This is a genomic window from Micromonospora zingiberis, from assembly GCF_004331455.1.
GTDB classification, from domain to species: Bacteria; Actinomycetota; Actinomycetes; order Mycobacteriales; family Micromonosporaceae; genus Micromonospora; species Micromonospora zingiberis.
Genome location: NZ_SJJR01000015.1, coordinates 110,642 through 134,643, shown reverse-complemented (window position 1 = coordinate 134,643; position 24,002 = coordinate 110,642). Strand labels below are relative to the sequence as shown.

Sequence of the window (24,002 nt, the reverse complement as noted above, 5' to 3'; positions counted from 1 at the left end):
CTCCTAGGAAATTAGGGCAGGCTTACCTTAGAGTTGGCGGCCGTGACTCTCGCACCTTCCCTGGTCCCGGCCCGGCGGGTGGTGCCGTTCGTCCGCGATCTCGCGGTGCACGGTGACCGTCCCGCCGTCGTCACCACCACCGGTGAGATCAGCTACGCCGATCTCGCCCGGCGGGTCGAGGAGCACGCCGATCGGCTCGGCACGACCCGGCGACTGGTCCTGGTGGTCGGCGCGAACACCGTCGAGGCTCTGGTGGCGTACCTGGGTGCGGTGCGCGGTGGGCACCCGGTGCTGCTGGCGCCGGGCGGCAACGCACTGGCCGCGCTGGCACAGGCGTACGACCCGGACGTGGTGTGCGGACCGGCGACCGGTTGGGCGGTCGACGAACGGCGGCCGGGCAGCGCGCACGACCTGCACCCGGACCTGGCGCTGCTGCTGAGCACCTCCGGCTCGACCGGCTCACCGAAGCTGGTCCGGCTGTCGCACACCAACCTGGCGGCCAACGCCGAGTCGATCGCGCAGTACCTGGGCATCCGGGGCACCGACCGGGCCGTCACCTCGTTGCCGCTGCACTACTGCTATGGCCTGTCGGTGGTACACAGCCACCTGGCCCGGGGCGCGGCGCTGGTGCTCACCGATCTTTCCGTCGCCGACGCCGGCTTCTGGGAGCTGTTCCGGACCGCCCGGGGCACCAGCCTGGCCGGGGTGCCGTACACCTTCGACCTGCTGGACCGGGTCGGTTTCGCCGAGCTGGACCTGCCGCACCTTCGCTACCTGACCCAGGCCGGCGGTCGGCTCGCCCCGCAGCAGGTCCGCCGCTACGCCGAACTGGGCCGGCGCGGCGGCTGGGACCTGTTCGTCATGTACGGACAGACCGAGGCGACCGCGCGGATGGCGTACCTGCCGCCGGACCTGGCGGTGGCACACCCGGCGGCCATCGGCGTGCCGGTGCCCGGCGGGACGTTCCGGCTGGCGCCGGTCCCCGACCAGCCGGACCCGCAGGTCGGCGAGTTGGTGTACGCGGGCCCGAACGTGATGCTCGGCTACGCCGAGTCCCCGGCCGATCTGGCGCTCGGCCGTACCGTCACCGAACTGCACACCGGCGACCTCGCCCGACGCAACCCATCCGGGCTGTACGAGATCGTCGGCCGGCGCAGCCGGTTCGCCAAGATCCTCGGACTGCGGGTCGACCCGGACCAGGTCGAGACGCTGCTGGCCCGGCACGGGGTGCAGGCGACCTGCGTGGGTGCCGACGACGAGTTGCTCGTCGCGGTGACCGGTCAGCCGTACGCCCGTGCCGTGCGCCGGCTGGTGGCCGACGAGGTGGGCCTGCCGCCGCGCGCCGTGCGGGTGCTGGTCCTGGCCGAGTTGCCCCGGCTGCCCAGCGGCAAACCCGACCTGGCCGGGCTACGCGCCCAGGCCACCGCGCCGACGGACGCCGGACCACCGGCCGCGCCGACAGACGCCGGGCCGCCGACGGACGCCGGGTCGCTGTGCCGGCTGTACGCGCAGGTGCTCGACCGCGACGACGTACGTCCCGAGCTGAGCTTCGTCGACCTCGGCGGGGACTCGCTGTCATACGTGGAGATGTCGGTCCGGCTGGAGCAGGAGCTGGGCCACCTGCCACCGAACTGGCACACCCTGCCGATCGAGGCGCTGCGCGCACCACGGCGACCCGGCGGCCGGCGACGGTCGCTGGAGACCAGCGTGGCGCTGCGCGCGGTGGCCATCCTGCTGATCGTCGGCTCACACATCCCACTGTTCACCATCACCGGCGGCGCGCACCTGCTGCTCGCGGTGGCCGGGTTCAACTTCGCCCGGTTCCAGCTCACCGGCGCCGGCCGAGGCGACCGGTTCCGGCAGATCGGGGCCAGCCTGGCCCGGATCGTCCTGCCGACGGTCGCCTGGATCGGCGCGGTGATGCTGGTCAACGACGAGTACCGGCTGAGCACCCTGCTGCTGGTGCACAGCATCGTCGGCCCCGACGACGCCCGTACCGAATGGCACTTCTGGTTCGTCGAGGCGGTGGTGTACCTGCTGGTCGGGCTGGCCGCGCTGCTCGCGGTGCGGCGGGTCGACCGGCTGGAGCGTCGGCACCCGTTCGCGCTACCCCTGGGGTTGACCGCGCTCGGCCTGCTCGGTCGCTACGACGTGTTCGGCCTGGACGCCCGCTACGACCTGCCGGCCGCGCTGGTCGCCGGCTGGCTGTTCACCCTGGGTTGGGCGGCGGCCCGGGCCGGGAGCGTCGGGCAGCGACTGCTGGTGACCGCGGCGGCGGCGCTGACCGTGCCGGGCTTCTTCGGCCAGCCGGCCCGGGAGGCGCTGATCGTGGCCGGCTTCGCCCTGCTGGTGTGGTTGCCCACCGTGCCCAGCGTCCGGGTGGTCAACCGGGTCGCCGGGGTGCTGGCCGCCAGTTCGCTCTACATCTACCTGACCCACTGGCAGGTCTACCCGCACCTGCGGGATCTGCCGCTGCTGGCGCTGGCCGCGTCGCTGGCCCTCGGCATCGGGTACGCCGCTCTCGCCGGTCGAGTCCTTGCCGCAGCGCGAGCGCGCTCGGACCGGGCAGCGGGTTGGTTGTCAACGCTGCTGCGGCGTGGTTGATGTGGTCGCGGGCGCTGTCCGCCAAACACTGCCACCTCCCGAATGGTCGCTGAATCAGCTCCGCGGGTTTTAGCTCCGACGGCTGTCCGGAACAGTCCGGAACAAGCGTGAACAATTGCGGCGGATATGCCGCCAGATATGCTTGACCGTAGCCGCAATCGAGGCGGTTCACACTGATTAGCCATCGGTGATAAGCGATCAAATGCAAATGGTTGGCCGACTTCTGGGCAACTACCAGGGCCACGGGCGAAATCGCGCACGCAGCGGCGCGACCGCCTACATGGGGGAAGAGAGGATGCCGACGGTGCGGACATTGTCGCTTGAACGGAAAGTAGCCATCGGCGTGGCAGCGCTGGCCGTCAGCAGTTGGGCGATTGGTGCGCGGACGCGGTTTGTCGGCAGGCGCCGGCGGACGGCCGAGTTTTCCACGATGCCTCGCGTCGATGGCGGTGTCGTCGAAGTCGATTACCGGCGTTCACCGGACGCCGAATTTGGTGTGATCTTCTGCAATGGGCTCGGCTTTCCACACGAACAGTGGGCCTGGGTGCGTGAGCACCTGCCCGAGAGCGCGGCCTGCGTCGGATACAACCGGCCGGGCCACGGACTCAGCAGCCCGTTACCCGAGGCCACCCTGGAGGAGCAGTTCCAAATCGTCGACGAGCTGCGCAAGTACTACCTCGATGGGCTGCCGGTGGTGCTGGTGGGACACTCCCTCGGCGGCTACCTGGCCGCCGCATACGCCGAGTCGCGCGGCGACGCGGGGTTGTCTCACGTGGTAATGATCGATCCCACGGTCATCGCCGACCTGCAAGCCATCGTCGGCAAGCTTCCCCACGCCTGGGCGCGGCAGCATCTGCTGCTGGAATCCGTGTGGGCCGCCACCGGGCTCAACGCCCTACGTCCGATAGGGGCGTTTCACGGACTCTACCCCGGCGAGGTCAGCAGCAGCATCACCGAGTACCACGCCCTGCCGCGCACATGGATCACCGCATACCGCGAGTACCTGACAGCATCCACCTACCCGCCCGTCGAAAGGCTGACCGTCCCGTTGCATGTGGTGACGGCGCTCAAGGGCACGAAGGCCGCGAAGCACCGGGCCTCGCAGGAACAGTTGCTGGAGCTGTCGGACCGCTCCTGGCACCACCTGTACGAGGAAGCCAACCACATCGGGATCCTCGCGGAGCAGACCCACGCAAAGGAGCTCGCCGAGCTGATCGTCCCCGGGAGTTGGATATGAACCGGCAACGTGTCATCTATGCCGCGGTATCGACCGGACTCGCCGCGTGGCTGGTCAACACCGCCGCCGGCCAGCTCCCCGATCAACGGTTCGACCACCTGATCAAGCGCGGGCCCCTACGCCTGTTCCAAGCACCCAACTGGAGGTTCTTCGGGCCAAATCCCGGTGTGTCGGACATGCACCTGCTCTACCGGGACATCGCAGGCGGCACGGCAACTCCCTGGCGAGAGATCGAGCTGCTCCGGGACCGGCCGTGGTACGGCCTCTTCTGGAACGCGGCCAACCGGGTTCCCAAGGTCATCTTCGACGCGCTCCAGGTCATCATCAAGGCGGCCAACGAGTCGTCCGCCGACTTGCCGCACGTCGTCTCGACTTCCGGCTACCGGCTCATTCGGCGTTACCTGACGACCCAGATCCCGCACGAGCGGGGAGCCGACCACACCCAGTTCATGATGCTCCAGGGCCACCCGGAGCGCGGCGGGCAGTACGCGGTGCAGCCCATGTTCGCTTCCGAACGCATTCCCCTGAACCCCACGCCAGCACCCGCTACCGCGCGGTAGGCCGCATCGACTGGGAGCCCTGCCCTCAGGCGGTCGTACCAGCGTGTGAGGGCGGTACCCCCAGCCGAAGCGGATGTCACGCTCCGATGGGGAGCGGTCGCTGTGCCGCCGGAAGGATCACCAGGAGATCCAAAAAGGATCATGGAGAAGGGAAGCAGATGTCTCTCGTCGCTCAGTTCGCCAACGAAACCTTGACCGATGTCCCACCGGGGATGCTTACGCAGACCGACGTCACCTCCCCGCTCGACACCCCCGCCGACCCGGTGATGGCCACTTTCCTCACCGTTACCTGTCCCGAGGTCGCTGTGCTCTTCGGTGCTGCGACGGGGGCGCTGGCGGCGAACGTCTACAACTACGTCGCACGAAACGGCTAGTGAGATCCGGCAACCGGCTAGGTACCGCTGATTAAGGACGCGGAAATCACCGGCGGCCGGTGTTGCGGATCACGCCCACCGGCCGCCGGTGATGCCCAAGCCCGCCGCAGGACCACTGCCAGGCTCTGTGCCCTCGACGCCGAACCCGCACCCATTTCCTAATGAAAGGAGATTCTGTGTTCCGTCGTCTGACTCGGGCGGCCTCGTTCCTCACCGCGCTGGACCCGGCCACCACCGCACGCCGCATCGCCTCCGCAGGGACGTTGATCGCGTCGTTGGAGACGCTCAGCCAGCACAAGCGGTTCGCAAAGGGCGACCTACTGGGCAGCCAGGCCGACGCCTTCTATCCGAACTTGGCACAGGAGCACCCCAGGGTGCACCGCGCGTTGACGTCCAGAGCGCTGCCCTATGCGGTCTACGGTGCACAGGCCGCGCTGTCGGCGGCCACTCTCATCTGGCCCGGGAACCGGCCGCTACGGATCGCGGGCGGCGCGGCACTGACCGCCCTACAGAGCGTGCAGGGCCAACTCATGCCGTACGGCCGAGACGGCGCCGACCAGTTGCAGATGGTCATCAACACCACGATGGCCACCACCGGCCTGATCCGCGATCACGAGCGGGCAAACGACCTGGCAATGCGGACTCTGGCGTTGGAGACTTCACTCTCCTACGTCGCGTCGGGATTGGTGAAGGCGGTCTCCCCGGTCTGGTTGAAGGGAGACGCCGTTGCCGGAGTGATCCGGACGAAGAACTACGGAGAACCGAACGCCCACAAGCTCCTGACCCGCTACCCGGCGCTGTCCAAGGCACTGTCCTGGGGCACGATCGCCATCGAGTGCGGATTCCCCGTCATCTACCTGCTCCCCAAACCCGCTGCCCGTGCCTACCTCGGCACCATGACGGCGTTCCATCTGGGCATCGGCGCGTTCATGGGGCTCAACCGGTTCGTCCTCGCGTTCGGTGCCACTCATCCGGCGATCCACTACGTGCTGTCACAGCGGCGGCGCGAACGTGCCCCCGTACCCGTCCCCGTTCCGTCGACCAACCACTGAAACGGAGTTCTGATGACGATCGCGGACATCGGTTACGGCAGGCAGTTCGGCGGCTGGTACGACCGCATCTTCCGAGACGGCGGCGCTACCCGGGTCACCGTTGACGCCTTGGCGGACTTTCACCCGGAGCCCGCCTGGGGCACGCTGGAGTTGGGCGTGGGGACAGGCCGCGTCGCGTTGCCGCTGTCGTGCCGCGTCGGTCCCATCACCGGGGTGGACTCCTCCGAGGAGATGCTGGCGGTGCTTGAGAAAAAGGCCGATGAGGGCGAGGTAATCGCCGAGCTCGGCGATATCCGGACCTACCGCGGCGACCGGCAATACGGCCTGGTCTACTGCATCTGCTCCACCCTGTCGCTGGTCCTCGACCCCGAGGAGCAGCGAGACGTCATCGCCCGCGCGGCAGAACACCTGCGGCCAGGCGGCCGGCTGCTGGTCGAGACGCACAATCGTCCCGGCGTAGAGGCGCTGCATCAGGGTTTGGCCCGCACCACAGCATTCGTGCCCTACCCGGAGCCGGACACCGGCCTTCAGATGAATGCCGTGCTCCTGGCAAAGAACCGGATCTGGCAGGTGTCCACCATCATGTTCGAGTCGGACGGCACGCACCGCATCGGTACGGAAACCACGCGCCTGCTGACGCCCGACGAAGTGGACGGCTACGCCCAGGACTCCGGGTTGCGGCCGGAAGGCCACTACAGTGACTGGCAGCGCAACGGCTACCTGCCCACGTCCGGTGTCTTCGTTGCCTCCTACACGAAGCCGGCATGACGCGTGCCGACGTTGCCGTCGTCGGCAGCGGACCGAACGGGCTGGCTGCCGCCGTCACCCTGGCGCGTGCCGGACTGACCGTGCATCTACACGAACAGGCTGCCACCGTCGGCGGCGGCCTGCGCGGTGCGGCGCTGTTCGACTCCGAGGTCTGGCACGACACCTGCGCGTCCGTGCACCCCATGGCCGCCGCGTCGGCATTCTTCCGGGAGTTCGACCTCGCGGCCCGCGGCGTCGCGCTGCTGCAGGCGCCGATCGCCTACGCGCACCCCCTGACCGGCGGCGCCGCCTTCGCCTACCACGACCTCACCGAGACCTGCGCTCGACTCGGCCCGGACGGGAACCGCTGGCGGCGAATCATGGCCCCGCTGGTGCGGCGCAGTACGGGCGTCACCGATTTCCTGCTCTCCGGCCAGCGGTCCCTGCCGCGCGATCCAGCCGCCCCGCTGCTGCTCGGCTCGCGCCTGCTCCGGCATCTCCTGAGGGGCAACGGTTTGCGCACCGAGGCGGCCCGGGCACTGCTCACCGGGGTTGCCGCGCACGCGATGGGCCGGCTGCCCAGCCTGCCCGCCGGCGCCATCGCCCTGCTGCTCGGACATCTGGCCCACGCCACGGGCTGGCCGCTGCCGCAGGGCGGGAGTGTCCGCATCGCCGACGCGCTCGCCGACGATCTGCGGGCCCACGGTGGCGTGGTGCACACCGACCGCCGGATCAACGACCTCGGCGAACTCGACGCTCCGGTGATCATGCTGGACACCACACCCCACGGCCTGGTCGAACTGGCCGGCGACCGGCTGACGCCGCGCTACCGCCGGGCGTTGGAACGCTTCCGCTACGGCCCCGGGGCGGCGAAGGCCGACTTCCTGGTCAGCGAGCCCATCCCGTGGGACAGCCCGGAGGTGGGCCGGGCTGGGACGGTGCACCTGGGCGGAACCCGCGCCGAAATGCTCGTGGCGGAGAACGCGACGGCCCGGGGTGAGGCAGCCAAGGAGCCCTTCGTGCTCGTGGTCGACCCGGCCGTGACCGATCCCGGCCGCGCCGTCGGCGGGCGCCGCCCGGTCTGGGCCTACGCCCATGTACCGAACGGCGATACCCGGGATCCGTTGCCGCTGATCACTGACCGCATCGAGCGGTACGCGCCCGGCTTCGTCGACACGATCATCGCGGCGCGCGGCGTGTCGGCGGCCGCGTACGAGACGTACAACCCGAACTATCCTGGCGGCGACATCGGTGCGGGGGCCATCACGCTCACCCAGTCCGTGTTTCGACCGGTACCCGCCTGGAACCCGTACCGCACGCCCCTGCCCGGCGTATACCTCTGTTCCGCATCGACGCCCCCCGGACCCAGCGTGCACGGCATGTGCGGACACCTGGCCGCCCGGGAGGCCCTACGCAGGGAGTTCCACCTGGCTGCGGCCCCGTCGCTGGGGCCCAGGACGGGACCGTCGGCGCCGAGCAGCCCGAGCCGACATCATGAGCATTGATCCTGGCGGCCGAGCGCGCGGACGGGCCTGTCAAGCTCCGCCCTCCCCTGCTGGCTGCCGGCGTCGGCAGGCGTGACCGATCCGATCAGCGCTTCCAACTCGGCGGCCTTGTCCATGTTGTCCAACTGCACCAAGATCGCGTGAGCCTCCGCGAACGCCGCACGCGCGGCCCGCTGGTCCGAGTGCATCCGGGCTCGGCCCAGACTGGTCAAGGCAGCAGCCTGGAACGACGGCCAGCCCCGGGTACGCCAGAGCGTGACGGACTCCTCCAGATAGGGGATGGCGCCCGCCGGAGAGTCTCGGGCCAGTTCGATTTCACCGAGAAGTTGGAGGGCCTCGGCCACGTGATGCGTCATGCGGTACTCGCGGCCCAGCGCCAACGACATCTCAGCCGCCTCGCGTGCCTCCGGATCGCCGCGCTTGAAATGCAGTCGAGCCAGCGCCAGCAGAGTCAAGGTAGCGGTGTAGTCATCTCGGTCAGCGCGGGAGATCCGCAAGGACTCGGTGAGCAACCGTTGACTCTCGTCGAAGTTCCCCAGTTCCCGGTGGCCGATGCCGGAGAACTGCAAGGCGGTCGCCTCCCAGCGGGAATTACCGAGTTTTCGGGCCCGTTCTAGAGCGGCAGTTGTGTGCCTGGTCGCCGTGTCGAACTGTCCCTGTTCGAAGGTGGCCACCGCCAGCGCCAGGTGGGCGCGCGCCGCACCGCCCAGGTGCCGAGAGCGGGTGGCCAGCCGCAGCGCCCGCTCACCCATCGCCACGGCTTCCGGGTAGGAGCCGGCCGCCGCCAGCGCCCAGGAACACATGACAGCGGCGTCCGAGCCGCCCTGGTCGTGGCCGAGCGCCTCGAATCTCGCCAGCAGCCAGGCCGACTCGCGGTGCAGCCGGGCCATCGCGGCACCGTCGCTCGGGCCGGCGGCCCAGGTCTTGACGTCGAGCAGGCCGCGCAGCATGACGGCCTCGCCGAGCTGGTTGCCGGTCCGCCGACAGAGCGCCATCACCTCGGTGTTGAGGTTCGCCCAGTCGGCGTACATGCCACGCAGGTCGAAATACTTCTCCAGCCGCCCGGCCAGGTCGAAGGCGAGGTCATCCAGGGTGAGGCGGCACGCCTGCCGGGTGGCGGAGACCATCGCCGTACGTTCGGCGTCGAACCAGCTCAGCGGGTCGATGCCGGCCAGGTACTCGTCCGCCCAGTCGACCGGTGGCCGCGGCACGGGACTGGCGATCAGCGCGAAACACGGACCCGGGATCGCCGGCGCCATCCGTTCCGCGAGCGTGACCCAGGTGCCGAGCCCACGGGCGATAGCCTGCGCGATGACTTCCGCTGACTCCTGCGCCGCAGCGCACTCGACCGCGAAGAGCCGGACCAGATCGTGATAGAGGTAGCGGATCTGCCCGGCCGGATCGGTGCCGGCGACGGCGAGTAGTTGCGCATCGACCAGCGTCTCGACGTGCTCGGCGGCCTGCTCGAATGGACAGCCCAACACGGCCGCGGCCAGCCAGGCCGGAAAGTCGGGGACGTCGAACTGGGCAAGCAGTCGAAACAGCCGGCGAGACTCTTCGTCGAGTTCGCGGTAGCTCAACGCCAACGATGCCCGTACGGCGAGATCACCGGTGGCCAGCCGGTCCAATCGACGCCGCTCATCACCGAGCATCGCCGCCAGATGAGCCAGCCGCCAGGCCGGACGAGCCGCCAGACGAGCCCCGGCTATCCGGACAGCGAGCGGTAGACCGCCACAGTACTCCGCGATCTCGGTGGCCTTCTCGATGTCCGGCAGGACCCGCTCGTTAGCTGTGATCCGGGCCAGCAACTGAATCGCCTCGTCCGTCGTGAACTGCCCCAGCTCGAGGTGCCAGGCACCCTCGATACCAGTCATCCGGAGCCGACTGGTGACCAGCACGGCGCACGTCGCCGCGCCCGGCAGCAACGGACGGATCTGCCCTTCCGAACTCGCGTTGTCCAGGATGACCAATACCCGACGGTGCGCCAGCAGGGTGCGATAGATCTCGGCGCGTTCGCTGAGCCCGTCGGGGATCGCCCGCAGGTCGATCCCGAGCGCCCGGAGGAACCGGGCCAGCACGTCGCCCGGGTCGAGCGGTGACCCTTCGGCGTCGCGTAGGTCGACCCAGAGTTGACCGTCCGGAAACGCCGCCCGCAGCGCGTGTGCCATGTGCAGCGCAAGAGCCGTCTTGCCAACTCCGCCCATGCCGGAAATGGCCGCAGTCACCTGAGCGTCCGGTCGACCCGCATCGGCCGGCGGCCCGGCGAGCAGGTTCCGCAGCGCCGACAGTTCCGCAGCGCGGCCAGTGAAGTCCCGGATGTCGGGCGGCAACATCCTGGGGGCCGACGGCACGGACGGATCGGCGTGCGCCGGCGGCTGGCGGCCGGGCGCAGGGCTCCCGCCGATGGCTCGGTCGGATCGGGCAAGCAACGTGTCCCGGGCGGCCACCCAGTCGGCTACGGCCTGGTCGTCAAGACCGCAGGAGCGCACAAAGCCGACCACGACCTCACGTCTCGGCAGGGTGGAACGGCTCAGCACGGACGCCAGCGTGCTCACCGCGAGGTGGTCACCCGACGCCCTCGCTCTGGCGGTCAGCTGCCGGTATGTCAGACCCGACCACAACCGCAGCGCGCGAAGCGCCGCGACGAACTCAGCCGGTGTGGCCGCCAGGCCGGGTCGGGGTGGATCAAGGCTGGGCTGGGCCACGACTCTCCTCTGGCACAGATCGACCAACGCCTCATCGTAGGCGGCGCAGGGGCGTCAGATTTGCCCGCAGCCGATCGGATATCGAAGCGGCGCTGTTGCTGCGGAAGCCAGAGTCCTTCAACATTTCGTTGACAACGTTTCGTTGAAGCGGTGGACTGGGTGGCATGACCGCCGAATCAATCGCGTCCGCCGAGGCCGATCGGGCCCGGGCGCACCGCACCTACGCCGCGCTTCAGCGCCTCACCGACCGACACGCCGCCACCGAGACGCAGCGCCGTCGGCACACCAATCCGTACGCCGCCGACCCATACGAGGCGATCGCCGTGCTCCTGGCCCTGGCCGCCGGTGCGGTCGAGCCGACGCCCGGCGAGGAACCGGTCGACGAGGCCGACCTGCTCGCCGCGCTCGCCCTCTTTCCGCCCCTACGCGCCGAGGTCAACACCATGGAGGTGGGGTTGCTGAACCTCGCCCGCAGCCGTGGGCTGACCTGGCAGGCGATCGGCCAAGGGCTCGGCCTGGGCAGCGCCCAGGCCGCTCGGCAGCGCTACGACCGGCTGGCCGCCCGCACCGCAGAAACCGATCGCACCGAAGAGACCGACCTGGCCACCAGGTGAACCGAGCCACCGGCGGCATCGAGGGCCCGGTCGCGGGCCTCAGGGGCACCGCCGATTCGGGCAGAAACGCGAACGCGCGGCACGTGGTGTCACCATGTGCCGCGCGTCGATCGGAGGTCAGCGCGGAACGACCTGCTCCGCGGCCCACTCCCGCCAGGTGACCAACTGGTCGGCGGCGGCGGCGAGCTGGTCGGCGACCGGGCCGGGGCCGGTCGAGCCGGGCGTGGTCCGGGCCGCGAGGGCCGAGCGGACCGACAGCACGTCGCGCACGCTTGGATCGAGATGCTCGCTGACCGTGGCGAGGTCGTCGTCGGAGACCTCGTCCAGGGCGCAGTCCCGGGCGGCGCAGAGCGCCACCAGCTTGCCGGTGATCTCGTGTGCGTCGCGGAACGGCACACCCTTGCGGACCAGCCAGTCGGCCACCTCGGTGGCCAGCGAGAAGCCGACCGGCGCGGCGGCGACCAGCCGGTCGACGCGTACCGTCATGGTGGAGATCATCCCGGCCAGAGCCGGCAGCAGCAGTTCCAGGGTGTCGACCGCGTCGAAGGCCGGCTCCTTGTCCTCCTGCATGTCCCGGTCGTACGTCATGGGCAGGCCCTTGAGCATGGTCAGCACAGCGACCAGCCCGCCGACCAGCCGGCCGGACTTGCCCCGGGCCAGCTCGGCGATGTCCGCGTTCTTCTTCTGCGGCATGATCGACGAACCGGTGGCGAAGGCGTCGTCCAGCTCGACCCAGCCGAACTCCTGCGACGTCCAGAGCACCACCTCCTCGCCGAGACGGGACAGGTGCACGCCAACCAGCGCGGTGGTGAAGAGGAACTCGGCGACGAAGTCCCGGTCGGCGACCGCGTCCATCGAGTTGGCGAACGAGGTGCGGAAGCCCAACTCCTTGGAGACCGCCACCGGATCCAGCGGCAGCCCCGACCCGGCCAGCGCGCCCGCGCCGAGCGGGCTGACGGCGGTGCGGTGGTCCCAGTCGCGCAGCCGCTCCAGGTCCCGCAGCAGCGGCTGGACGTGGGCGAGCAGCCAGTGGCCGAAGGTGACCGGCTGGGCGTGCTGGAGGTGGGTCATCCCGGGCGCGGCGGTGTCGATGTGCCGCTCGGCCTGCTCGACCAGCGCCTCGGCCAGCTCGACCAGCCGAGCGGCCACCCCCCGAGCGTGATCACGCAGGTAGAGCCGCAGGTCGGTGGCGACCTGGTCGTTGCGGGACCGCCCGGCGCGCAGCTTGCCACCGAGGCTGCCGAGCCGCTCCAGCAGGCCGCGTTCCAGCGCGGTGTGCACGTCCTCGTCGTCGACGGTCGGCCGGAACGCACCGGAGGCGCAGGCGGCCTCCAGGTCGTCCAGGGCGGCGAGGATGCGGCCCAGTTCCTCCGGATCGAGCAGCCCGGCGCCGGCCAGCACCCGAGCATGCGCCCGGGAACCGGCGATGTCGTACGGGGCCAGTCGCCAGTCGAACTGGACGCTCACCGACAACCGCGCGAGCGCCTCCGACGGGCCGCCGGCGAACCGACCACCCCACAGGCTCGTCCGGTTGGCTGCGGTGCTGTTCTCGGTCAGGCTCTTGTCGTCCACCCCGTCCATTCTGATGGTCACGATCGCACCCCACCCAACCGGGCGTCCCGGGCGGCCGACAGCTTGCTGGGCAGACCCCACAACTGCACGAATCCCTTCGCGAAAGACTGGTCGACGCCGTCGCCGGTGTCGTACGTGGCCGACCCGACGTCGAAGCGACCGGCCTCGGACCGCCGGCCGGTGACGGTGGCCCGGCCGCCGTGCAGGTTGACCCGCACCTCGCCGGTGACGTGCCGCTGCGTCTCGTCGACGAACGCGTCCAGTGCCGTCCGCAGCGGCGCGAACCACAGCCCGTCGTGGACCAGCTCAGCCCACCGTTGGTCCACGCCGCGCTTGAATCGGGCCAGGTCCCGCTCGATGGTGATCGCCTCCAACTCCTGATGGGCGGTGATCAGCGTGATCGCGCCCGGCGCCTCGTACACCTCGCGGGTCTTGATGCCCACCAGGCGGTCCTCGACCAGGTCGAGCCGACCGACCCCCTGCGCCCCGGCCCGCCGGTTCAGCTCCAGGATCGCCTGGTACGGGGTGACCGTCTCGCCGTCGATCGCGACCGGATAGCCGGCGTCGAAGGTGATCACCACCTCGTCGGCGTCGCGTTCCAGCGTCGGGTCGGCCGTGTGCGCGTACAGCTCCTCGACCGGGCCGCGCCAGCTGTCCGCCAGGAATCCGGCCTCCACCGCGCGACCCCACAGGTTCTGGTCGATCGGGTACGGCGCACGGGCCGACGTGTCGATCGGCAGCCCCTTCTCCTCGGCGAAGGCGACCGCCTGGTCCCGCGTCCACGCCACGTCCCGAGCCGGCGCGACGACCGTCAGGTCGGGGGCGAGCGCGGCCAGCGCCACCTCGAAGCGGGCCAGGTCGTTGCCGGTGCCGGTGCGGCCGTGCGACACGACGGTGCCGCCGTGGGCGCGGGCCGCCGCCACCAGATGCTTGACGACCAGCGGGCTGGACAACGCGGAAACCAACGGATAACGGTCCAGATAGCCGGCGTTGGCCCGGATCGCCGGCAGGCAGTACTCGGCCGCGAACTCGTCGCGCGCGTCGACCACCTCGGCCGCCACCGCGCCGCAGTCCACCGCGCGCCGCCGGATGACGTCGAGATCCTCGCCGCCCTGCCCGACGTCGACCACCACCGCGACCACCTCGGCGCCGGTCCGCTCGGCCAGCCATCCGATGGTCACCGAGGTGTCCAGGCCGCCGGAGTACGCCACGACGACTCGCTCGGTCACGGCCCGGCGCTCCCTTCCACGTGCTCGTCGCGGCGGGCCCAGCCGGCGAGCCGTTCGCCGAGCGCGGCACCGCCGTCGGTCTCCCGGGCCACGACGAGGATGGTGTCGTCGCCGGCGATGGTGCCGACGACCTCCGGCAGACCTGCCCGGTCCAGCGCGCTGGCCAGATAGTGGGCGGCGCCCGGCGGGGTGCGCAGCACCGCGATGTTGCCGCTGGAGTCCACCTCGTTGAGCAGTTCGCGCAGCAGCCGTACCAGACGGGCCGGCGCCGCCTCCGCGTCGCGCAACGGACGGTGACCGTCCTCCGGGATGACGTACACGGCGCGGCCGTCGCCGCCGCGAGCGGTGACCGCGCCGAGTTCCTTCAGATCGCGGGAGAGGGTGGCCTGGGTGACCTGGACTCCCTCGTCGCCGAGCAGTTCGGCCAGTTCGGTCTGCGACCGGATCGCCTTGTCGCGGATCAGCTCGACGATGCGGGCGTGCCGGGCGGCACGGGTCAGCGGTGCGGTCATGTCTTCTCCCCGAGCAGGAACGTCAGCAGCGCCTTCTGGGCGTGCAGCCGATTCTCCGCCTGGTCGAACACCGCGCTCTGCGGGCCGTCGAGCACCTCGTCGGTGATCTCCTCACCCCGGTGTGCGGGCAGGCAGTGCAGCACGATCGCCTCGGGCGCCGCGTACCCGAGCAGCGCCTTGTTGACCTGGTAGGGCAGGAACGGGGTGATCCGGTCCAGCCCGTCGCTCTCCTGTCCCATCGACGTCCAGGTGTCGGTGGCGATCACGTCGGCGTCGCGGACCGCGGCCACCGGATCGGTGAGCACCCGGACCGAGCCACCGGTGCCGGCGGCGATCTCCTCGGCCCGGGCCACCACCTCGACGGCGGGCTCGAAGTCGGCCGGACCGGCGACCCGCACGTGCATTCCGGCGGTCGCGCCGGCCAGCAGGTACGACTGGGCCATGTTGTTCGCCGCGTCGCCGACGTACGTCAGGGTCCGCCCCGCGGTGCCGCCGCACCGCTCCCGCACGGTGAGCAGGTCGGCCAGGAGTTGACAGGGGTGGAACCCGTCGGTCAGTGCGTTGATCACCGGCACGGTGGCACCGGCGGCCACCTCGGCGATCCGGTCGTCACCGTGGGTCCGCAGCACGATCGCGGCCACGTACCGGGACAGCACCCGGCCGGCGTCACCCAGGGTCTCGCCGCGGCCGAAGTGGGTGACCTGGGTGTCCACCACGAGCGGGTGACCGCCGAGTTCGGCGATGCCGGCGTCGAACGAGATCCGGGTCCGCAGGCTCTGCTTGTCGAACAGCACGGCCACCGACCGGGGCCCGGCCAGCGGGGTGTACGCGAACCGGTCGGCCTTCATCCGCGCCGCCAGGTCGAGCACGGCGGACTGCTCGGCGGGCGACAGGTCGTCGTCGCGCAGGAAGTGCCGGGTCATGCGGGGGCCTCCGTCGGGGTCGGATCCACGTCGGTCGGGGTGGTGGTGCGCCCGGCCGCAGACCGCTCGTCGGCGACGGTCGACGACGCGGCGGCGGTGAGGGCGGTGGGCAGGGCGGCCAGGAAGGCATCGGCCTGCGCGGGGGTGAGGATCAGCGGCGGGGCGAGCCGGAGCACGTCCGGCTGCACCGGGTTGACCAGGAAGCCGGCCGCGCGCAGCGCCTCGGCGGCGGCGGGTGCCACCGGCGCGGTCAGCGTCACGCCGAGCAGCAACCCGGCGCCCCGGACCCCACCGAGCAGGGGGTGCCCGAGCGCCTCGATCCCCCGGCGCAGCCGTTCACCGACCCGCTTGACGTGGTCGAGCAAACCCTCGTGGGCGATGGTGGAGATCACCGCGAGGGCGGCGGCGCAGCTGACCGGATTGCCGCCGAAGGTGCTGCCGTGCGAGCCGGGGGCCAGCAGGTCGGCGACCGGGCCGAAGGCGAGGGTGGCACTGACCGGCAGCCCACCGCCGAGCCCCTTGGCCAGCGTGACCACGTCCGGTTCGATGCCGTCGGCCTGGTGGGCGAACCAGTGTCCGGTGCGGCCGATCCCGGTCTGCACCTCGTCGAGCACCAGCAACGCGCCGTGCCGGGCGGTGATCCGCCGGGCGGCGGCAAGGTAACCGGCGGGCGGGACGACCACACCGTTCTCACCCTGGATCGGCTCCAGGATCACCATGGCGGTGGCGTCGGTGACCGCCGCCTCCAGCGCGGCCACGTCGCCGTACGGGACGTGGCTGACCTCGCCGGGCAGCGGGCGGAACGGGTCGGCCTTGGTCGGCTGTCCCGTCAACGCGAGCGCACCCATGGTGCGACCGTGGAAGCCGCCCACGGTGGCCACCACGTGGGTACGGCCGGTACGCCGGGACAGCTTGAACGCCGCCTCGTTGGCCTCCGCGCCGGAGTTGGCGAAGAAGACCCGTCCGGGTCGTCCGGCGAGGGCCAGCAGCAGCTCGGCCAGCGCCACCGGCGGCTCGGCGACGTACAGGTTAGACACGTGCCCGAGGGTGGCGACCTGCTTGGACACGGCGGCCACCACCGCTGGATGGGCGTGCCCGAGGGAGTTGACGGCGATGCCGCCGAGCAGGTCGACGTACTCCCGGCCGGCGTCGTCGACCACGACGGCGCCGGAACCGGAGACGAGGGCCAGCGGTGGGGTGCCGTAGTTGTCCATCATGGACTGGCGCCACCGGTCGGTGAGGGCGGTCACGACGGGCCTCAGCCTTCCTTGTCCGCGGCTACGGGGCTCGCAAGCTCGCTCCGCGCGCTCACGACCATGGTTCCGAAGCCTTCCGAGGTGAAAACTTCCAGCAGGGTGGAGTGGGCGACCCGGCCGTCGACCACGTGCGCGGCCGGTACGCCGCCGCTGACCGCCCGCAGGCAGGCCTCCATCTTGGGCACCATGCCCGACTCCAGCGACGGCAGCAGCTTCGCCAGGTCGTCGGTGCTGATCTCGCTGATCAGACTGGAGGTGTCCGGCCAGTTGGCGTAGAGGCCGGGTACGTCGGTGAGCACGACCAGCTTGCGCGCCAGCAGCGCGACCGCGAGCGCGGCGGCGGCGGTGTCGGCGTTCAGGTTGTGCAGCACCCCGTCGACGTCCGGCGCGACGGTGGAGATCACCGGAATCCGGCCGGCCGCAATCAGGTCCGTCACCGCCGAGATGTCCACCGACTCGACGTCACCGACCTGCCCGACGTCGACCGGCTGCCCATCGACGTACGCGGGTCGCCGGACGGCGGTGAACAGCCCGGCGTCCTCACCGGACAGCCCGACCGCGAACGGCCCGTGCGCGTTGATCAGCCCGACGAGTTCCCGCCCGACCTGGCCGACCAGCACCATCCGGACCACATCCATCGCCTCCGGCGTGGTCACCCGCAGGCCGCCCCGGAACTCGCTGTCGATGCCGAGCCGTCCGAGCATCGCCGAGATCTGCGGGCCGCCGCCGTGCACCACGACCGGCTTGAGGCCGACGTAGCGCAGGAACACCATGTCGGCGGCGAAGGCCCGCTGGAGTTCGGGGTCGACCATGGCGTTGCCGCCGTACTTGACCACGACGGTGGCGCCGGAGAACCGCGCCAGCCAGGGCAACGCCTCGATCAGCGTGGCCGCCTTGGCCTGGGCGCGGGTGAGATCCGAGTTCAGGTTCATGGTCATGTCGAGTAGGCCGAGTTCTCGTGCACGTACGCGTGCGACAGGTCGTTGGTCCACACCGTCGCCTCGGCGGCCCCGGCGTGCAGGTCGATGCGGATGGTGACGTCCCGGCCGGTGAGGTCGACCTTCGACCGGTCCTCGGCGGCGGCACCGGAGCGGCAGACCCAGATTCCGTTGACCGCCACGTCGATCGCGTCCGGGTCGAACGCGGCGGCGGTGGTGCCGACGGCGGCGAGGATCCGGCCCCAGTTCGGGTCGTTGCCGAACAGTGCGGTCTTCACCAGGTTGTTGCGGGCCACCGCGCGGCCCACCTCGACCGCGTCGTCCTCGCCGGCCGCGCCGACCACCTCGATGGCGACCTCTTTGGTGGCCCCCTCGGCGTCGGCCAGCAACTGCTGGGCCAGGTCGTGGCAGGCGGCGGTGACCGCGGCGGTCAGTTCGGCGGCGCTCGGTGTGGTGCCGGAGGCGCCGCTGGCCAGCAGCAGCACGGTGTCGTTGGTGGACATGCAGCCGTCGGAGTCGACCCGGTCGAAGGTGACCCGGGTGGCCGCCCGCAGCGCGGCGTCGAGCGTCTCCGGTTCGGCCACCGCGTCGGTGGTCAGGACGCAGAGCATGGTGGCCATCCCGGGAGCGAGCATGCCGGCGCCCTTGGCCATGCCACCCACGGTCCAGCCGGCGCCGGAGATCACCGTGGTCTTCGGCCGGGTGTCCGTGGTCATGATCGCCTCGGCGGCGGCGTCACCGCCGTCGGCGGCCAGGCCCCGGATGGCGGCGCCCACTCCCGGCAGGAGCTTGTCCATCGGCAGCCGCTCACCGATCAGGCCGGTCGAGCAGACCGCCACCTCGCCCGCGCCGAACTCCCGTCCGCTGGTCGAGGTCAGTTCGGCGGCGGTGTGTTCGGCGGTGGCGTGGGTGTCCTGGAATCCGGCCGGGCCGGTGCAGGCGTTCGCCCCGCCCGAGTTGAGCACCACCACCCGGACCCCGCCGGCACGGAGCACCTGCTCGGTCCAGAGCACCGGCGCGGCCTTGACCCGGTTGGTGGTGAAGACTCCGGCCACCCCGGCGTCGGGGCCGTCGTTCACGACCACCGCGACGTCCGGTGCGCCGCTGGCCTTCAGACCGGCGGCCACCCCGGCCGCCCGGAACCCGCGAGGCGTGGTGACGGTCATGGCGTTACCCCCAGCGAGGACAGGCCCGTGGTCTCGGGCAGGCCGAACATCAGGTTGGCGTTCTGTACCGCCTGACCGGCGGCGCCCTTGCCGAGGTTGTCCAGGGCGGCGACCACGATCAGTCGGCCGGAGTCGGCGTCGATGGTGGCCTGGAGGTGGCAGGAGTTGCTGCCCAGGGTCGCCGCGGTGTGCGGCCAGCGTCCCTCGGGCAACAGGTGCACGAAGGGGCTGTCCGCGTACGCCTGCGCCAGCACCGCCCGTGGGTCGGCCGGGCCGGTCGGCAGCGCGGTCACGGTGGCCAGGATGCCGCGCGGCATCGGCGCCAGCACCGGCGTGAAGGACAGTCCGGTCGCGCCGGTGGCCTGCTTGATCTCGGGTACGTGCTGGTGGGCGCCGACCTTGTACGGCGACAGGTCGCCCATCACCTCGCTGGCCAGCAGGTGTGCCTTGGCGGCTCGACCCGCCCCGGAGGTGCCGGACGCGGCGACGACCACCACGTCGGCGGGTTCGGCGGCACCGGCCGCGAGCAGCGGCGCGAGCGCGAGGGTGATCGTCGCGGCGTAACAGCCGGTGTTGGCGACCCGGATGGCGGCGGCGATCCGCTCGGCCTGCCCGGGCAACTCCGGCAGGCCGTAGGTCCAGGTACCGGCGTGCGGGCCGCCGTAGTAGCGGGCCCAGGCGTCGCCGTCGGCGAGCCGGTGGTCCGCGCCCAGGTCCACGATCCGGGCCGTGGCGGGCAACTGCGCCGCGATGGCGGCGGACTCGCCGTGCGGCAACGCGAGGAAGACCAGGTCGGCCTCGACCAGCACCTCCGGTACGGTCTCGGCCAAGGTCAGGTCCAGCCCGACGAGCTGGGGGTGCACCGTGTCGAGCCGCTGCCCCGCCTGGCGGTGCGCGGTGGCGGTGACCAGGTCGAACTCGGGATGCCCGGCAAGCAGGCGGAGCAGCTCGCCACCCGCGTAGCCGCTCGCACCGGCGACCGCGACCCGAATTCCCATGCTTACCTCCGTATGACTATGCAAGGAGGCTAGCAGTCACGGCGCCAGCACTGCAAGTTCATGCAGTCGAACGCATGAGAATGACATCCACGTGGGTGATTGTTAAGAAGGGGCCCCTGCTCTACCGCAGGCGTTAACAAGGGGCCCTTCCTTACATCTACAACCGGCCGTCCAGCACCGCCTGGGTGACCCACGGGATGACCTCGGCCAGCATCTCGTCCAGCGAGGTGCCGGCGGTGAAGCCCAGCACCTCGCTGGCCTTGCTGGTGTCCGGCACGCGCATGCGCACGTCGTAGCGGAACGGCTCGTCGCTGACGTACCGGAACGGCACCTCGGCACCCTTGATCTTGTGCCAGATCAGCTCGGCGAGTTCCAGCACCGTGGTCGACCGGGCGGTCGAGAGGTTGAAATCCTCGTTGTACGCCGCCGGATGCTCGATCGCCAACGCGATGCCCCGGGCCAGGTCCCCGCCGTAGGTGTAGTGCCGCACCTGGTCGCCCGCGCCGAGAATGTGCAGCGGGTCCTGCCCCTTGACGATCTTCTGCACCAGGTCGGGCACCACGTGCGACATGGCCAGCTTCACGTTGCCGGAGAGCACCTCGGCCTGCCCCAGCGCCCGACCCTCCCCCACACCCACGCAGTTGAACGGCCGCACGATCGTGTACGGCAACTGGTACTGCTCCCAGGCCGCCCGGGCGTAGTACTCCACGGCCAGCTTCTGAAAACCGTACGACGACAGCGGTGGCGGGATGCGCCGCTCGTCGCCCTCCCGGCTCGGCCAGTGCCCGGTCGACTCGTACACCATCGAGGAGGAGAGGTAGGTGACCTTGGTCAGGGCGCCGTCCCGGTGGGCCCGCAGCGCCGCGTCACAGGTCGCCGCCATGATCCGCTCGTTGGTGGCGAGCAGGTCGTAGGCGTACGCGTGGAAGTAGGAGATGCCACCGATCATCGCCGCCCCGGCCACCAGATGGTCACAGCCGTCGAGCAACTCGGTCAGCAGGTCGGTGTCGCGGGCGTCGCCCTCGACGAAGCGGAACCGGGGATGCGCGTCGTAGCTGTGGCTGACCGGGCCGTACTTGGAGAAGTTGTCCACCCCGACCACCTCGTGGCCACGGTCCAACAGCTCCGAGACGAGATAGCCGCCGATGAAACCGGCCGAACCAGTAACCAGGACCTTCGCCACCTGCGCTCCTAAGCCGTCTCGTACTCGGTGCTGCCGCTGCGGGCCGGAGCCGGCGCCGTCCGCACCCGGGCGGCCAGCTTCTCCCGGCTCAGCCGTCGACCGTAGGCGAACACATACCAGCGCAGGTACCCGGGGAGGAACCGGCCGAGATCGAAGTGGGACTCGCCGAGCGGCCGGTCCAGCCAGATCGTCGGGATCTCCGCCACCGGCAGCCGCAACCGTGTCGCCTTCGCGGTCAACTCCAGCCCGATCTCGAAACCGGTCCGCGACTCGATGCCCACCTCACGAACGAAGGCGGTGTCGTACGCCTTGAAGCTGTTGGTCGCGTCCCGGGTGCCCACCCTCGCCAGGGTGTAGAGGCTGCGACCCGCCCAGCGGGACATCATCCGCTTCAGCCTCGGCCCACCGACCTGCTGGCCGCCCGGCATGTACCGAGAGGCGGCGGCGACCACCACACCCCGATCCACCAGCCGGGCCAACTCGTCGATCTGCCGGGGGTCGTCACAGCCGTCGGCCATCGTCACCACCACGACCGGCGCCCGCGCCACGTCGATGCCGAACCGGATCGCGTTGGCCGGGCCGCGCCCGTAGGTGTTCAGCACCGCCCGCACCCGAGGATCGGTCCGGGCGGCCTGTTCGACGTACGGGACCGTGGTGTCCTCCGGCATGTCGTGCACGATCAGCACCTCGGCCGGCAGCAACAACTCGCGCAGCATCCGCTCCAGGCAGCGGACGATCGCCTCGCCCTCGTTGTAGACCGGCACGATCACCGAGACCCGGGGAATCACACCCGCACCCCCTGCCCGGTCAGGCCCCACATGTCGATCACCGGTTTGTCGGTGTCGAGGCGGGCGTACTGCTCGTGCGGCGCGGCGATGACCAGCAGGTCGGCCCGGCGCAGCACCTCATCGAGGTCGACGAGCCGCTCGTCGGCCACGTACGGGTCGGTGCAGAGCGTCTCCCGGGTCTTCAACGCCAGGATCTTGCGCAGCTTGTACGCCAGGCTCTCCCGAGGATCGTCGCTGCCCCCCTTGAAGGCCATGCCGAGAATGCCCACCGTCGAGGCGGCCAGGTCGAACCGATCCTCCAACCGGGACACCAGGTACAGCGGCAGCCCCTCGTTGATCAGCATCGCCGAGTGGCCCAGCACGAAGTTGTTCCGGTTGAACGCCGCCAACTGCATGGTGTCCTTGAACAGGCACGGCCCGGCCGCGAACCCGGGCATCGGCAGGTCGGCGGCGCGCGGATACTCGTACGCCACGGCGTGCCGGATCCGGGCGAAGTCCAGCCCGAAATCGTTGGCCATCATCCAGAACTGGTTGGCGGTGGCGAACTTGATGTACCGCCAGGTGTTGGTGAACAGCTTCGCCAGCTCCGCCTCTTCGGGCGTCAGGGTGACGATCCGGTCGGTCAGGTGCCGGAACAGCTTCTCCGCCCGGGCCAGCGCCTGCGGCGTCCGCGCCGCCACGATCTGCGGCAGCGTGAACAACTCCGTCATCGCGTGCCCCTCGGCGATCCGCTCCGGGCAGAACGCCACGTCGGCATGCAGCCCCCGACCGGCCAGCAGTTTCTCGGTCAGCGCCGTCACTCCGGGATAGACGGTGCTACGCAGCACGATCAGCTGCCCGTCCCGCAGGTGCTCGGCACACCGCTCCAGGGCCCGCGGCACCGCACCCAGGTCCGGGTTGAGATGCTCGTCGACCGGCGTACCGACCACCACCACCAGATGCTCCGAGGCGCCGACCGCAGCCGGGTCGGTGGTCGCCCGCAACCGGCCGGCAGCAACCGCCTCGGCCAACGGCTCAGCCGCCCCGGCCTCGGCAAACGGCAACTTGGCCGCGTTGACCGTGGCGACCGCCTCGGCGTTGATGTCGTACAGCACGACGGAGAGCCCACGGGCAGCGAACGCGATACCCAGCGGCAGGCCCACCCGGCCACCACCACCGACTATGCAGACGTCGACCGAGGTGGGTGCATCATCGGGCATGAGGGGACTCCCGTGGGGGTGGCGGGTGATCCCAGGGTCACCGGGATCAGAGCAGGCTAACCCCTCAGACGTGACTCATGGGTAACCAAACGATCCATCGGTGTTGACCTTTCGGTCGATGCTGGCCCGCCGCCGGCTCTTCCCGCTCGCCGCAGGGGGAGCCGACGGCGGAAGGTCACCTCGTTTGTCGAGCGAGTCCCTGCTGCCGCTCGTACGCCCGCAGCGCGGCATCCCATGCCTGGGTGTACTCCGAGGGGCCGAGACCGAGGTCGTTGTGCCCCTTGACCGCTTCCCGCAGCAACTCCACCAGCCCCGGGACGATGGCACGGCGTTCAGCGACATAGTGGTGGAATACCTCAGCGAACTGTTCACCGGTCAGTCGTGCGGCATGTGCGGTGACCGGCTCGTCCTGGAGGTTCTGCAGGACAGCAGCCCACCGACGGGTCAGATCGTCGGCCTGCCGGGTGCGGATCTTCTCAAGTTCGTGGTCGCACTCAAGCTTGATCCGCTGTTCCCAGTACGGGCGCAGCCGTTCCCGCACCCGCTCGTCCAGGCTGACCCGTAACCGCACCGTGAACTGCGGTAGGTGTGCTTCCTGTGGCCAACGCTGGTGCATCAACAGGTTGTTCAGCGCCTGTTCGAGGTCGTGGGCGCGGTGCGGCTCATGCTCGCGGGCCAGATCGACGGCACGCTCACGGACGATGCCTGCCGCCCAGGGCAGCAGCGCCTCGGCCCGCAGTCGCAGTTCGTCGAAGGTCATGTTGGTCGCGGTCCAGAGGTAGACGGCGTGCAGGTTGAAGTCGAATGCGTCGCCCTTCGCCGGCACCAGGAGAGGTTGCG

Annotated in this window: 21 protein-coding genes; 8 read left to right on the top strand and 13 right to left on the bottom strand. The window is 70.5% G+C overall.

The features are described 5' to 3' along the window. The first annotated feature begins 42 nt into the window (after window positions 1-42). The 7 genes from E0H26_RS20815 to E0H26_RS20785 all read left to right on the top strand — a co-directional run bounded on the left by E0H26_RS20815 (window position 43) and on the right by E0H26_RS20785 (window position 8,079). Window positions 43-2,604, top strand: a complete 2,562-nt coding sequence (locus tag E0H26_RS20815) for an AMP-binding protein (RefSeq protein WP_131306284.1) — start codon at window positions 43-45, stop codon at window positions 2,602-2,604. Window positions 2,605-2,899: 295 nt separating this feature from the next. Beyond that, window positions 2,900-3,841, top strand: coding sequence for an alpha/beta fold hydrolase (locus E0H26_RS20810; RefSeq protein ID WP_165521934.1), 942 nt, complete (start codon window positions 2,900-2,902; stop codon window positions 3,839-3,841). Beyond that, entirely contained in the window at window positions 3,838-4,401 is a 564-nt protein-coding gene (locus E0H26_RS20805) for a hypothetical protein (protein WP_131306278.1), read from the top strand. The genes E0H26_RS20810 and E0H26_RS20805 overlap by 4 nt, the downstream gene beginning before the upstream one ends. A 158-nt stretch (window positions 4,402-4,559) precedes the next feature. Beyond that, window positions 4,560-4,775 carry a linaridin-like RiPP gene (locus E0H26_RS20800; RefSeq protein ID WP_165521933.1) on the top strand — a complete coding sequence of 72 codons (216 nt, stop codon included), beginning with the start codon at window positions 4,560-4,562 and terminating at the stop codon, window positions 4,773-4,775. 176 nt (window positions 4,776-4,951) lie between these two features. Then, complete coding sequence (locus E0H26_RS20795; RefSeq protein WP_206025268.1) at window positions 4,952-5,827, top strand: hypothetical protein; 876 nt, start codon at window positions 4,952-4,954, stop codon at window positions 5,825-5,827. Window positions 5,828-5,839: 12 nt separating this feature from the next. Further along, the gene (locus E0H26_RS20790) at window positions 5,840-6,595 is read left to right on the top strand and encodes a class I SAM-dependent DNA methyltransferase (protein WP_131306269.1); all 756 of its coding nucleotides are present in this window, start codon (window positions 5,840-5,842) and stop codon (window positions 6,593-6,595) included. Further along, entirely contained in the window at window positions 6,592-8,079 is a 1,488-nt protein-coding gene (locus E0H26_RS20785; protein WP_131306266.1) for a phytoene desaturase family protein, read from the top strand. Before E0H26_RS20790 ends, E0H26_RS20785 begins: the two co-directional genes overlap by 4 nt. Here the strand turns inward: E0H26_RS20785 and E0H26_RS20780 are convergent. After that, on the bottom strand, window positions 8,067-10,784 hold the full coding sequence (locus E0H26_RS20780; RefSeq protein ID WP_165521932.1) for an ATP-binding protein: 2,718 nt from the start codon (window positions 10,782-10,784) through the stop codon (window positions 8,067-8,069). The two genes, E0H26_RS20785 and E0H26_RS20780, sit on opposite strands and share 13 nt — an antisense overlap. Before the next feature lie 164 nt (window positions 10,785-10,948). Here E0H26_RS20780 and E0H26_RS20775 point away from each other — a divergent pair, with 164 nt between their 5' ends. Then, window positions 10,949-11,398, top strand: coding sequence for a DNA-binding protein (locus E0H26_RS20775; RefSeq protein ID WP_131306260.1), 450 nt, complete (start codon window positions 10,949-10,951; stop codon window positions 11,396-11,398). Between the two features lie 117 nt (window positions 11,399-11,515). Here E0H26_RS20775 and argH read toward each other — a convergent pair whose 3' ends face one another. The 12 genes from argH to E0H26_RS20715 form a co-directional block, all read right to left on the bottom strand. After that, a complete protein-coding gene (gene argH / locus E0H26_RS20770; RefSeq protein ID WP_131306332.1) occupies window positions 11,516-12,979 on the bottom strand; it encodes an argininosuccinate lyase in 1,464 nt (487 codons plus the stop codon). An 8-nt stretch (window positions 12,980-12,987) separates the two neighbouring features. After that, window positions 12,988-14,199 carry an argininosuccinate synthase gene (locus tag E0H26_RS20765; RefSeq protein ID WP_131306257.1) on the bottom strand — a complete coding sequence of 404 codons (1,212 nt, stop codon included), beginning with the start codon at window positions 14,197-14,199 and terminating at the stop codon, window positions 12,988-12,990. Beyond that, entirely contained in the window at window positions 14,196-14,711 is a 516-nt protein-coding gene (locus E0H26_RS20760) for an arginine repressor (RefSeq protein ID WP_131306254.1), read from the bottom strand. The genes E0H26_RS20765 and E0H26_RS20760 overlap by 4 nt, the downstream gene beginning before the upstream one ends. Further along, window positions 14,708-15,634, bottom strand: a complete 927-nt coding sequence (argF, locus tag E0H26_RS20755; RefSeq protein ID WP_131306251.1) for an ornithine carbamoyltransferase — start codon at window positions 15,632-15,634, stop codon at window positions 14,708-14,710. Before argF ends, E0H26_RS20760 begins: the two co-directional genes overlap by 4 nt. Further along, entirely contained in the window at window positions 15,631-16,884 is a 1,254-nt protein-coding gene (locus E0H26_RS20750; protein ID WP_131306249.1) for an acetylornithine transaminase, read from the bottom strand. Before E0H26_RS20750 ends, argF begins: the two co-directional genes overlap by 4 nt. An 8-nt stretch (window positions 16,885-16,892) precedes the next feature. Next, window positions 16,893-17,822, bottom strand: a complete 930-nt coding sequence (argB, locus tag E0H26_RS20745) for an acetylglutamate kinase (protein WP_131306330.1) — start codon at window positions 17,820-17,822, stop codon at window positions 16,893-16,895. Between the two features lie 2 nt (window positions 17,823-17,824). Next, window positions 17,825-18,994 (bottom strand): bifunctional glutamate N-acetyltransferase/amino-acid acetyltransferase ArgJ, encoded by a 1,170-nt coding sequence (gene argJ, locus E0H26_RS20740; RefSeq protein WP_131306246.1) that lies wholly within the window; start codon window positions 18,992-18,994, stop codon window positions 17,825-17,827. Then, on the bottom strand, window positions 18,991-19,992 hold the full coding sequence (gene argC / locus E0H26_RS20735; protein ID WP_131306243.1) for an N-acetyl-gamma-glutamyl-phosphate reductase: 1,002 nt from the start codon (window positions 19,990-19,992) through the stop codon (window positions 18,991-18,993). Before argC ends, argJ begins: the two co-directional genes overlap by 4 nt. Before the next feature lie 157 nt (window positions 19,993-20,149). Next, the gene (locus E0H26_RS20730) at window positions 20,150-21,175 is read right to left on the bottom strand and encodes an NAD-dependent epimerase/dehydratase family protein (RefSeq protein WP_131306240.1); all 1,026 of its coding nucleotides are present in this window, start codon (window positions 21,173-21,175) and stop codon (window positions 20,150-20,152) included. 8 nt (window positions 21,176-21,183) lie between these two features. Further along, on the bottom strand, window positions 21,184-21,963 hold the full coding sequence (locus E0H26_RS20725) for a glycosyltransferase family 2 protein (RefSeq protein ID WP_131306237.1): 780 nt from the start codon (window positions 21,961-21,963) through the stop codon (window positions 21,184-21,186). Next, window positions 21,960-23,162: a nucleotide sugar dehydrogenase gene (locus tag E0H26_RS20720; RefSeq protein WP_131306234.1), complete on the bottom strand. Its 1,203-nt coding sequence runs from the start codon at window positions 23,160-23,162 to the stop codon at window positions 21,960-21,962. Before E0H26_RS20720 ends, E0H26_RS20725 begins: the two co-directional genes overlap by 4 nt. A gap of 175 nt (window positions 23,163-23,337) precedes the next feature. After that, complete coding sequence (locus E0H26_RS20715; RefSeq protein WP_240742281.1) at window positions 23,338-23,988, bottom strand: hypothetical protein; 651 nt, start codon at window positions 23,986-23,988, stop codon at window positions 23,338-23,340. Between the last annotated feature and the right edge of the window lie 14 nt (window positions 23,989-24,002).